Below are 11,620 nucleotides of genomic sequence, written 5' to 3' on the forward strand. Positions count from 1 at the left end.
AAAATTGATAATTTCACAGGAGCAGACGTGATCCCGGTTGAACGACATCAGCAGATCCTGGCGATGGTGGCCGAACGCGGCGTGGTGAGCTTTTCGGAACTGAGCGAACGGCTGGGCGTATCGCATATGACCATTCGACGCGACGTGCAGAAGCTGGAGGAACAAGGCGCGCTGCTGGCGGTATCCGGCGGCGTGCGTTCGGCGGAACGGCTGGCGGCGGAACCGTCGCACCAGACCAAAACCTCGCTCTATAATGCGGAGAAAAATGCGATTGGCCGCCGCGCCGCGCAGCATATTCCCCGCAACAGCTGTATTTATATTGATGCGGGCACCACCACGCTGGCGCTGGCCGGCGAGCTGCTGGATCGCGACGACCTGCTGGTGGTGACCAACGACTTTATGGTGGCGGCCTTGCTGATGGAGAAAAGCCGCTGTCGGCTGATCCACACCGGCGGCACGGTATGCCGCGAAAATCGTTCCTGCGTCGGGGAAAGCGCGGCGCGCAGCCTGCGCCATCTCGCTATTGATATCGCTTTTATCTCTGCATCCTGCTGGGGGCCGCGAGGCCTCTTTACCCCGGACGAGGACAAGGTCACGGTAAAGCAGGCGGTGTGCGACGTCAGCAGCAAGCGCGTACTGCTCAGCGACAGCTCCAAATACAATAAAATCGCCACGTTTATGGCGCTGCCGCTGGAGATCTTCGACACCATCGTCACCGATAGCCGCCTGAGTGCTCAGGCGCGCGAAGCGCTGGGCGAAGGAAACTGGAAGCTGGCTCTCGCGGATTAACCTGCGCGATATGACGGACCTGTTGGACAGGCTGACCGCGTTGATTTTAGCGGGAGATCTCACAGAACAGCATTTGATTTCACTGGTAAACTATTTATTGCTTGCAGGTGAAGCTTCAGACGCAAAGGTATTTGTACAGCAGCTGGCACAGCGCGTGCCGCAACACGAGGAGAAACTGATGACTATCGCACAGCAGCTCAAGCAAACAGGCGTTCAGGAAGGGATGAAAATGGGCGTCGAAAAAGGAATGCGTAAAGGAATGCGGCTCGGTCGAAAAGCGGAGGCGCGCAATATCGCCCGGGCGATGCTGCGGCAGGGATTTGACCTTCAGGCCGTGGCAACGCTAACCGGGCTGAGCAAGGTTGAACTGGCGCAGCTTTACCCGTGATTTTTCCACCAGGCCTGTAATAAGCACGTCCGGGCCGTCGCCAGGCCCGGCAAAACCCAACCTCATCCTGCTTTTTGCGCCCTGCCGCATACCCTTCACTTTCTACGCAATAGTCTATGATTTCTTCAAAGCTTACATCGCACTCCTTGCGATGTCGTCTATCGCTCACCGCTGTGCTTAAAGAGGCTATTGAATGGGATCCGGAACATTTAGTAAGAGCTGGGGGGCCGAGTATGTGGCCGACGGTAAGATTCGTTTTCGCCTTTGGGCTACCGGGCAAAAAAGCGTCACGCTCAGGCTGGCCGGAAAAGATATTGCCATGTCCGCCAGCGGCGACGGCTGGTTTGAAGCGGAGGTCAGCGAGGTAGCGCCCGGCGCGGAATACAACTTTGTGCTTGCCGACGGCATGGTGGTGCCGGATCCGGCATCGCGTGCGCAAAAGGCGGACGTTAACGGCCCCTCTGTGGTTATCGATCCCGCAAGCTATAGCTGGCAGCATGAATGGCGCGGTCGTCCGTGGATTGAAACGGTGGTGTACGAAATGCATATCGGCACCTTTACCCCGGAAGGCACCTTTCGGGCCGCCATAGAGAAACTGCCTCACCTGGCGGAGCTGGGTATCACCATGCTGGAAGTGCTGCCCGTTTCGCAGTTTGGCGGCAATCGCGGCTGGGGCTACGACGGCGTGCTGCTTTACGCGCCGCACTCCGCTTACGGCACGCCGGACGATTTCAAAGCCTTTATCGACGCCGCGCACGGTCATGGCCTGTCGGTGGTGCTTGATATCGTCCTGAACCATTTTGGTCCGGAAGGCAACTACCTGCCGCTGCTGGCGCCTGACTTCTTTCATAAAGAGCGCATGACTCCCTGGGGAGCCGGAATCGCTTATGACGTCGCGGCGGCTCGCGACTATATGGTGGAAGCGCCGCTGTACTGGCTACAGGAGTACAATCTGGACGGGCTGCGTTTTGACGCCATCGATCAGATTGAAGACACCTCGGAAAAACATGCGCTGATCGCTATCGCCGAACGTATTCGTGCAGAAATCACCGACCGGCCGGTTCACCTCACCACCGAGGACAGCCGTAACGTCATTTTCCTGCACCCGCGTGAAGAGGACGGCAGCGTGCCGCTGTTTACCGGCGAGTGGAACGATGATTTCCATAACGCCATTCACGTTTTCGCCACCGGCGAAACCCACGCCTACTATCGCGACTTCGCTAACGAGCCGGAAAAGCTTATTGCGCGCATTCTGACGGAAGGCTTCGCTTATCAGGGCGAAGTCTCGGCGCAGTCGGGTGAAAAACGCGGCGTGAAAAGTTCAGGTCAGCCGCCGGTCGCTTTTGTCGATTTTATTCAGAACCATGACCAGACGGGCAACCGCGCCCAGGGCGACAGGCTGATCCAGCTGGCGGGCGCCGATCGCACCAAAGTGCTGCTGGCCACGCTGCTCTGCTCGCCGCATATTCCCCTGCTGTTTATGGGCGAAGAGTACGGCGAAACCCGGCCTTTCCTGTTCTTTACCGATTTCCACGGCGATCTGGCTAAAGCGGTGCGCGAAGGGCGCGCGCGTGAATTCCAGGGCCATGCCGGACATGAAGACGAAAGCGTGCCCGATCCTAATGCCAAAAGCACGTTTGACGCTTCAAAGCTGGACTGGCAAAAAACGCAAAGCCCGCAGGGACAGGCGTGGCTGGCATTGACCAAAGAGCTGCTGGCCGTGCGGCAGCGCTATATCGTGCCGCTGCTCACCACTGCAGGCGGCAACAGCGGCAAAGTGCTGCAAACCGCCGCCGGTTTCGTCGCTGTCAGCTGGACGTTCCCTCAGGGCACGCTGTCGATCGCGCTGAATATCGGCGAGAAAACCCAGCCCGTGCCGGACATGCCGGGCGAGACGATTTTTAGCTGGCCGCAGGCCATCACCGAGCTGCCCCAGCATGCCATCCTTGTTCGCCTTGCTCCGGGAGAAACCGCGTGACTATTCCAGCCTCGACCTACCGTATCCAGTTCCGCAGCGGCATGACTTTCGATCGGGCCGCCGCGCTTGTTCCCTATCTGAAACAGCTGGGCATTAGTCATCTCTACGCGTCGCCCATTTTTACCGCGCTTTCCGGCTCTACCCACGGTTACGATGTTATCAACGCCAATGAAATCGATCCGGCGATTGGCGGCCGTGAGGGCTTCGATCGTCTGGTGAAAACGCTGCAACAGGCTGGCCTGGGGCTGATCATCGATATCGTGCCGAACCATATGGCCTCATCGCTGGAAAACGCCTGGTGGCGCGACGTGGTAGAGCACGGCGAAAACAGCCGCTACGCCCACCATTTTGATATCGACTGGTCACGTCGTCTGACGCTGCCTTTCCTTGGCGATGATTTTGAGGTGGAGCTTGAAAACGGCGCTATCGCGGTTAAACCCGATCCGCAAACCGGGAAACCGGCGCTGGCTTACTACGAACATTTCTATCCGCTGACGCCTGCAAGCTGGCAGGATCGGGCGGAGGCGGTGCTGCAACTCACCGACAAAGCCGATATCGCTGCGCTGCACGACAGCCAGCCCTACAGGCTGATGTCCTGGCGGGACGCGCCGCGCGACCTCTCCTTCCGCCGCTTTTTTGAAATCACGGGGCTGGCCGGCGTGCGGGTGGAGGATAAGGCGGTGTTCGATGATGCGCACCAGCTGATCCTCGAGCTGGTGCGCAGCGGCGCGGTGCAGGGCCTGCGCGTTGACCACGTCGACGGGCTGGCCGATCCTAAAAGCTATCTGGAACGGCTGCGTCAGGAAGCCGGACCGGATTGCTATATCACGGTAGAAAAGATCCTGGCTAAGGGCGAGCATCTGCCTGCCGACTGGCCTGTCTCCGGCACCACTGGGTATGAATTTATTGCTTCCCTGTCCGAAGCGCTGGTGGACGGCAAACATATTCGTCAGCTGCGGCAGGCCTATGAAACGCTGCTGGGCAAGCCGGTTGACGTGCAGGCGGAGCTGCGCGCGGCCAAAATGCTGATGGCGACCCGCAACTTCGCCGGTGAAGCGACCAGGCTTTTGCAGCTTGCCACCACTATCGCCGCCGCCGATAACGAGCCGCTGGAAGAGAAAGCGCTGTTGACGGCGCTGCGGGAGCTGCTGGTCGCCTTCCCCGTTTACCGCACTTACGGCACAACAGAGGGGCTGCCGCCCGAAGATGCCGACCTGCTGCTGAAAGTAGCGGACGAGGTGCGCCAGGGCGTTAAGGCACCGGATCCCGAGGCGCTGGGCTTTTTAACGCGGATTATGGCGGGCGAAGTTTCCGCTGCCGCCAGTGACGACGCCGCCAGCTTCCGCACCCGCTTCCAGCAGCTGACCGGGCCGCTGATGGCAAAATCGGTCGAGGACACGCTGTTTTTCCGCCTGCATATGGCGCTGGCGCTGAATGAGGTCGGCGCGGAGCCGATGCCGGATGACTTCTCGCCGGAACGTTTCCACCAGGAGATGCAGGAGCGGCTGGCCCGTCAGCCGGACGCCCTTTCCGGCACCTCTACCCACGACACCAAGCGTGGCGAAGATGCGCGAGCGCGCCTCTATACGCTGAGCGAAGCGCCGGAGCGCTGGGCGGAGTGCGTCTCTCGCTGGCGGCAAGGCAACCAGTCTCAGGTGGTGCAGCTTAAGGACGGCCCTGCGCCAAAACCCGCCGTGGAGTGGATGCTGTACCAGTCGCTGGCGGGCGCATGGCCCACCGATCTGGCGCCTGATGATGCTGAAGGCCTCAAGGCGCTGGAGGAGCGCTTTACCGGCTTTGTAGAAAAAGCGCTGCGTGAGGCGAAGCTGCGCACCGACTGGGCCGACAGCAACGAAACCTATGAAAATGCCGTGCTCGACTATGTGCGTCATCTGCTGTCGCCCGATAATCAGGCTTTTTTGCAGGACTTCACCGCGTCGCTCCAGCCCTTTATCCACGCAGGCCTTGTTAACAGCCTGACCCAGACGGCCATCAAGCTGACCGCACCGGGCGTGCCGGATATTTATCAGGGCAGCGAAACGCTGGATCTGAGCCTGGTGGATCCCGACAACCGTCGCGAGCCGGATTTCTGCGCGCTGGAGCAGCTGTTAAATCAGGTTGAGCAGGTCGATCCCGCTAATGAAGCGCACTGGCTGGACGGTCGCCTGAAGCAGCAGCTGATTGCTAAAGTGCTGCCCCTGCGTCAGCAGCTGCCGGATCTGTTTCGTAAAGGCGACTATCTGCCGCTGAGCGCCACGGGTCAGCAGGCGGAGAACGTGCTGGCTTTTGGTCGAGCCAACGACGAGGCGGCGCTGATTGTGATCCTGCCCCGCCTTGTGTTTAACCGATTGCAGGAGGCGCACTGGGCGCCGGCGGAAATCGCCCTGCCGGAGGCGCTGGCTGGCCGACGCTATATCAATCTGATCAGTGGCGCAGAATCTGCGCTGGAGACAAGCTTTAGCCTGGCGGGAGGCGATCGGCGGATGCCGGTTATTCTGCTTAGCCGGTAAAGCTGACTCTACAGCACAAGGACGTGCTGCTGTAACTTATCCCTATAGTTAACGCTGGTATTACGGAAGCTGCCGCTAATTTGCATTAACGCTTGCCGAAAGCGGCATGTCTGAACCATCTCGTAACAGATGCTCCGCTTTTTCCTGCCCATTTGTAACTAAATTAACTAAAATATGACATTTTTTAGTTTTGTAACTAAAAACACATACAATCTGCCATAACAATATTTTAATATTTATGGACACTTTTTAACTAATGTCAAATCCCGACTATCGACACCTGCCATGATTAAATCAAAAAAACTGATTACCTCAGTTTCGCTGTCTGCGTTACTGATTTCTACAGCGATCCATGCTGAAACTGCACCAGAGAAAACCGACGTTCTGCTGATCGGCGGCGGCATCATGAGCGCCTCGCTGGGCACGATGCTGGAAGACGTTCAGCCAGACTGGAAACAGATTATGGTTGAGAAGCTCGACGGCGTCGCCCTTGAGTCTTCCAACGGCTGGAACAACGCCGGTACCGGCCACTCCGCCAATATGGAGCTGAACTATACGCCTGAGCGTGCCGACGGCACCATCGACGTCAGCAAGGCGCTGGAGATCAACGAAGCCTTTATGATCTCTCGCCAGTTCTGGACTTCTCAGGTGAAAAACGGCGTGCTGAACAACCCGCACTCCTTTATCAACTCTACGCCGCACATGAGCTTTGTCTGGGGCGACGACAACGTTGAGTTCCTGAGCAAGCGCTATGCTGCGCTGCAGAAAACCACCCTATTCCAGGGCATGAAGTTCTCTACCGATCAGGATCAGATCAAACAGTGGGCGCCGCTGGTTATTGAAGGCCGCGATCCTAAGCAGAAAGTCGCGGCCACCTGGACGCCGGTAGGCACCGACGTTAACTACGGTGAGATCACTCGTCAGCTGACCGCCAGCCTGAAGAAAAACAGCAACTTTAAGCTGGAAACCTCTTCAGAAGTGACCGACTTTAAGCGTAACAGCGACAACTCCTGGCACGTGACCATCAAAGACGTGAAAAACGGCGGCGAACGCGCGATTGACGCGAAATATGTCTTTATCGGTGCTGGCGGCGGCGCGCTGAAGCTGCTGCAAAAAACCGGCATTCCGGAAGCGGACAACTATGCAGGCTTCCCGGTTGGCGGCTCTTTCCTGGTCACCGAGAATCCGGCCATTACCAGCCGTCACCTGCAAAAAGTGTACGGTCAGGCTTCCGTAGGCGCACCGCCAATGTCCGTTCCGCATATCGATGCGCGTAACCTGGACGGTAAGCGTGTGGTACTGTTTGGGCCGTTCGCGACCTTCTCTACCAAGTTCCTGAAAAACGGTTCGCTGTTCGATCTGCTGAGCACCACCACCACCAGCAACTTTATGCCGATGACCCACGTGGGCATGGATAACTTTGACCTGGTGAAATACCTGATTGGTCAGGTCATGCTGAGCGACGACGACCGTTTTGCCGCGCTGAAAGAGTACTATCCGGACGCGAAGAAAGAAGACTGGAAACTGATCCAGGCGGGTCAACGCGTGCAGATCATCAAGAAAGATGCGGATAAAGGCGGCGTGCTGAAGCTGGGTACAGAAATTGTGACCGATCAGCAGAAAACCGTGGCGGCCCTGCTGGGCGCATCGCCAGGCGCTTCGACTGCGGCACCTATCGCTATCAACGTGATGAAGAAGCTGTTCCCGGAGCAGTTCAACTCGCCGGAATGGCAGGAAAAGATCCATAAAGTGGTGCCAACCTACGGCCAGACGCTGAACGGTAACACCGAGCTGACGCAGCATGTCTGGGATGACACCGCGGCCACGCTGCAGCTGACCAAGCCACCGGTTATCAAGATGCCTGCTCAGGAGCCTGCGCAGTCCACCATTACTGGCCAGGCTGAGAAAACGCCAGCCCAGCACGATATGGCGCTGTAAATCCTGTTTCCCGCGCCGGATGGCGCGGGGATCTTTTCAATGATGTGTTTAGAAAAAATGCTGATTGATCGCCTCCTTAAACTATTCTGATTATTTTGCCGAACGTCCCTGAATCCCATTTTCAATAGTATCGATTAAACACCTGGATTTTCTCTTTTAACTCCACCAGCCTAATGATTTTCCCAAAACGTACAGCGCGTTTCCTAACGCTGCGCCTATCGCACCGCTTTGCCAGCCATCATAATCTTTAATTCCGCCGCGGGTTGTTAGCGTTGTTTCGGTTTCAGTCAGGCCACTGGTAATGCTATCGCTTCCTCCGTTTACGTAAATTAACTCTGAAGCATCAAGTTCTCTCATAGAAGTATCCTTCAGGCTGATGGCAACCAGCAGGTATAATGTTCGAAAGAGACACTATCCCTGCGTCTGCGCGCAAAAGCGCCTGTAGCACAGGCTATCGGGAAATTAAGAAAGCCTGTTGAAAGAAAAAGTAGTGGTGAAAAATCAGTTTGTGAAGCAAGCGAAAGTAAAAATTTTAGTTAAGGAAATATTTAACAGATAATTTTGATTTTAATCAAAAATAAGGGGGCTCACATCCTAATAAACCGGGCTAGCGGCCGGGCAGGCCGCTAAATAAGCCCCTTGTGGGCAAATGTGATACGAGTCGCTTCATTCAGATCCATAGCTTTTAAGGTTTCAGGGGGGACCCATGCGATTTCCTGAAACTCCTCGTTAAAAGTAATATTTCGATTAGTACTGATGCAGTCAAATATAAGATAAATCATATAAATTTCTTCAGTTTTGCCATCCGGGTACGTTTTGGTTCGGATGTCATCACGAAAAGTCCAGGGCTGAATATCTGTGATGCATAGCTCCTCGCCTAACTCTTCATTTATTTCGCGCCTCAGGGCTTCTTCCAGTGTTTCGCCCGCCTCCATCCCTCCACCAGGCAAGGCCCACTGCCCCGGAAAAACACCACGATCCGCAGCCATTTTACAAAGCAAATACTCACCTTCGTTTTGAATCACAGGACATACGATTATCCTCTGTCGCATTTTATTTCCTTAATATTGCTATTTATCCATTAAAGTATCAGGAGGTTTTAACATGTTATTGACCTCAACTTAGGTCAGTTTTCCGAAAGGCTATCCGTAATTTCCTGTTTTGATATCTATGCGATTTTATCCGAGTTATGTTCTTTATTACTCTGTGCTGATTACTCGTTTTATTACTGCGGATATTCGGGAAGCTCAGTAACCTCGCAGGAGAAAGGATTGCGTGCTCAGGGTACGCTCAGCTGAAGCAATTTTAAAGCCATTACGTTTATTTTTGCGGGGTCAGGAAGAAAAGGAGAGGTCGCCCCCTCCTTCCCATTTTTAGCGCAGCGTGCCCGACGTTTCGGTCGCTTCTGCGTGCTCCAGCGCGACAGGAATGCTTTTATAAGCCGGAATACCGCTTTCGGTATCGAAGCTGTCCAGCGGCACCAGCACGTTGGCTTCCGGATAGTAGGCCGCGACCGAGCCAGGCGCCATGTCGTAAACCACTATCGTCAGATTATCCAGGCGTCGCGAGGTCTGCTTGCCGTCCGGATCGAGCGCCACCATATGCACCTTGTCGCCGACCCGCAGGCGGCGTTTTTCTGCCTCATCTGCCGAGATAAACAGTACGTCCCGCCTTCCCGTCACGCCGCGATAGCGATCGTTCAGCCCGTACAGCGTGGTGTTGTACTGATCGTGACTGCGCAGCGTCGTCAGCACCAAATCGTGGCACTTCAGCGAACGCGGATCCTCGTTAATGCCCTGCATGATCTTAAACTGCGCTTTACCCGACGGCGTCAGCCATTTGCGTTCCGACGCGGCGTTGTAAAGACGGAAGCCGCCCGGCTGTAGGATCTTGCGGTTAAAATCCTCAAAGGCCGGGAAAACGGCTTCGATAGCCTGGCGGATAAAGCTGTAGTCGCCGATCATTCTGTCCCAGTTCACCTTAGTGTTGGGCAGCGTGGCTTTCGCCAGACCCGCTACGATGGCCGGCTCCGACTTCAGCCATTCCGAAGCGGGCTTCAGCGAGCCGCGCGAGGCGTGCACCATCGACATGGAATCTTCCACGGTCACGCTCTGCTCGCCCGATGCCTGCCTGTCGATTTCGGTTCGGCCAAGCACCGGCAGCAGATAGTTATGTTTGCCCAACAGCAGATGCGAGCGGTTCAGCTTGGTCGCCATATGCACCACCAGATCCAGCTTGCGCATCGCCTCGAAGGTTTGCTGCGGATCGGAGATCGCCTCCGCCAGGTTGCCGCCCAGGCAAAGCAGTGCTTTGGAGTGGCCGTCGCGGATCGCCTGAATAGCCTGCACCGCACCGTGTCCATGTTTCTGCGGCGGCTTAAAGCCAAACACTTTTTCCAGGTTGTCCAGCAGCGACTGCGGCGGGATTTCAGTAATGCCGACGGTACGATCGCCCTGTACGTTAGAGTGGCCGCGCAGTGGGCAGATGCCCGCGCCTTTCTTGCCGATATTGCCACGCATCAACAGCAGGTTAGCGATTTGCTGTACATTTTGCGTGCCGTACTGGTGCTGGGTGATACCCATGCCGTAACAGATAATGGTTCTTTCTGCTTTGGCATACAGGTGGGCAATATTCTGGATCTCTTCAAACGTCATACCGGAGACTTTCAGAATATGCGGCCAGTCGGTGGCATCCAGGTCCGCCTTCAGGGCGTCAAAACCTTCGGTATGTTCGCTGATAAAGCTTTCGTCCAGCACGCCGGGCTCTCCGGCCGCCAGCGCCCGCTCGTGCATCACCAGCAGACACTTCATCACGCCTTTCAGCATGGCGGCATCGCCGCCAACGCGCACTTTGTAATAGGTAGAAGCGAGCGTGGTGGAGCTGAGCGACAGCATTTCTACCGGGCTTTGCGGAGAGGTAAAGCGTTCAAGCCCTCTTTCCCGCAGCGGATTGATCGCCACGATGGTTGCGCCGCGTTTGGAGACTTCACGTAGCGTACCCAGCATGCGTGGATGATTAGTGCCGGGGTTATGGCCGATACACAGCACCAGATCGCAGTGATCGAAATCTTCCAGTTCGATGGTGCCTTTGCCTATGCCGATGGACTGCGGCAGGCCGACGCTGGTCGGCTCATGGCACATATTGGAGCAATCCGGGAAATTATTAGTGCCGTATTCGCGCGCGAACAGCTGCCAGAGAAACGCTGCTTCGTTAGAAGCGCGGCCTGAGGTATAGAACTCCACGCTATCCGGATCTTCGTAGCTTTGCAGCTTTTCGCCGATTTCACGGAAGGCGGTTTCCCATTCTATAGGCTGATAGGTATCGGTGGCCGCATCGTATTTCATCGGGTGAGTCAGACGGCCTTCGCCTTCCAGCTCAAAAGCGTTGCGTTGCCAAAGCTCACTGACGGTATGGGCAGAGAAAAATTCCGGCGTGGTGCGCTTGCTGGTGGCTTCCCAGGAAACGGCCTTGGCGCCATTTTCGCAAAATTCAAAGGAGGAACCGTGCTGAGGATCGGGCCACGCGCAGCCGGGACAATCGAAGCCCTGCGGCTGGTTGACTTTAAACAACGCGATCACGTCCTGTTTGACCGACATCTGGCCGCGGATCGCGTCGGCAACGGCCTTTAACGCTCCCCAACCCCCCGCTGAACCACCGTAAGGCGCTATTCCAATAGTCTTATTTTGTTGTTTCATACGACTCCGCATCACATTACAAACCAGTTTTTAGCTTAGAACAGCATGCGGCTTCCGACCGGTTTTTTGCTTTCAGAATGTTACCGAATGGCGCTATTAATAACCCATAGCGGCCAGCGACCTGAATCCACAATGGTGCTGAGCCTGCGCATTGTAAACAGAAAGTAAATACCGTATAACAATACGCACCGAGGGGTGTCCTGTTACGGGCTGAGATGGCGCAAGCCGAACCCTTTGAACCTGATCTGGGTCATGCCAGCGAAGGGACGGCTGAGCCAGATAACGCACGTTCCCGCGCCTGACCGGATCTCAAGTATTGAGG

At 56.1% G+C, this 11,620-nt stretch carries 8 protein-coding genes and 1 riboswitch; of the genes, 5 read left to right on the top strand and 3 right to left on the bottom strand.

The features are described 5' to 3' along the window. Positions 1-27: 27 nt before the first annotated feature. The 5 genes from ygbI to mqo all read left to right on the top strand — a co-directional run bounded on the left by ygbI (position 28) and on the right by mqo (position 7,603). The gene (gene ygbI, locus AB6T85_RS02385) at positions 28-789 is read left to right on the top strand and encodes a DNA-binding transcriptional repressor YgbI (RefSeq protein ID WP_301250800.1); all 762 of its coding nucleotides are present in this window, start codon (positions 28-30) and stop codon (positions 787-789) included. A 10-nt stretch (positions 790-799) separates the two neighbouring features. Beyond that, entirely contained in the window at positions 800-1,177 is a 378-nt protein-coding gene (locus tag AB6T85_RS02390) for an Rpn family recombination-promoting nuclease/putative transposase (RefSeq protein WP_253454109.1), read from the top strand. A 193-nt stretch (positions 1,178-1,370) separates the two neighbouring features. Further along, positions 1,371-3,155, top strand: coding sequence for a malto-oligosyltrehalose trehalohydrolase (gene treZ, locus AB6T85_RS02395; protein WP_369894712.1), 1,785 nt, complete (start codon positions 1,371-1,373; stop codon positions 3,153-3,155). After that, positions 3,152-5,665, top strand: coding sequence for a malto-oligosyltrehalose synthase (treY, locus tag AB6T85_RS02400; protein ID WP_369894713.1), 2,514 nt, complete (start codon positions 3,152-3,154; stop codon positions 5,663-5,665). The genes treZ and treY overlap by 4 nt, the downstream gene beginning before the upstream one ends. Positions 5,666-5,950: 285 nt before the next feature. Continuing rightward, positions 5,951-7,603: a malate dehydrogenase (quinone) gene (gene mqo, locus AB6T85_RS02405; protein ID WP_253454115.1), complete on the top strand. Its 1,653-nt coding sequence runs from the start codon at positions 5,951-5,953 to the stop codon at positions 7,601-7,603. Positions 7,604-7,759: 156 nt separating this feature from the next. Here the strand turns inward: mqo and AB6T85_RS02410 are convergent, their stop codons facing one another. The 3 genes from AB6T85_RS02410 to AB6T85_RS02420 form a co-directional block, all read right to left on the bottom strand. Beyond that, positions 7,760-7,960, bottom strand: a complete 201-nt coding sequence (locus AB6T85_RS02410) for a hypothetical protein (RefSeq protein ID WP_253454117.1) — start codon at positions 7,958-7,960, stop codon at positions 7,760-7,762. 269 nt (positions 7,961-8,229) lie between these two features. Then, positions 8,230-8,655 carry a nucleoside triphosphatase NudI gene (gene nudI, locus AB6T85_RS02415; protein ID WP_253454119.1) on the bottom strand — a complete coding sequence of 142 codons (426 nt, stop codon included), beginning with the start codon at positions 8,653-8,655 and terminating at the stop codon, positions 8,230-8,232. A 321-nt stretch (positions 8,656-8,976) separates the two neighbouring features. Then, positions 8,977-11,298, bottom strand: coding sequence for an FdhF/YdeP family oxidoreductase (locus AB6T85_RS02420; RefSeq protein WP_253454121.1), 2,322 nt, complete (start codon positions 11,296-11,298; stop codon positions 8,977-8,979). 181 nt (positions 11,299-11,479) lie between these two features. Continuing rightward, a riboswitch (TPP riboswitch) is annotated at positions 11,480-11,582 on the top strand. Positions 11,583-11,620: the final 38 nt, after the last annotated feature.

The organism is Erwinia aeris, assembly GCF_041224955.1.
GTDB classification, from domain to species: domain Bacteria; phylum Pseudomonadota; class Gammaproteobacteria; order Enterobacterales; family Enterobacteriaceae; genus Erwinia; species Erwinia aeris.

What these genes read in the sequence shown, in the direction of transcription:
- nudI (WP_253454119.1), bottom strand. Translation starts at nt 8,655, where the DNA reads ATGCGACAGAGGATAATCGTATGTCCTGTGATTCAAAACGAAGGTGAG.
- AB6T85_RS02420 (WP_253454121.1), bottom strand. Translation starts at nt 11,298, where the DNA reads ATGAAACAACAAAATAAGACTATTGGAATAGCGCCTTACGGTGGTTCA.
- mqo (WP_253454115.1), top strand. Translation starts at nt 5,951, where the DNA reads ATGATTAAATCAAAAAAACTGATTACCTCAGTTTCGCTGTCTGCGTTA.
- AB6T85_RS02410 (WP_253454117.1), bottom strand. Translation starts at nt 7,960, where the DNA reads ATGAGAGAACTTGATGCTTCAGAGTTAATTTACGTAAACGGAGGAAGC.
- AB6T85_RS02390 (WP_253454109.1), top strand. Translation starts at nt 800, where the DNA reads ATGACGGACCTGTTGGACAGGCTGACCGCGTTGATTTTAGCGGGAGAT.
- treZ (WP_369894712.1), top strand. Translation starts at nt 1,371, where the DNA reads ATGGGATCCGGAACATTTAGTAAGAGCTGGGGGGCCGAGTATGTGGCC.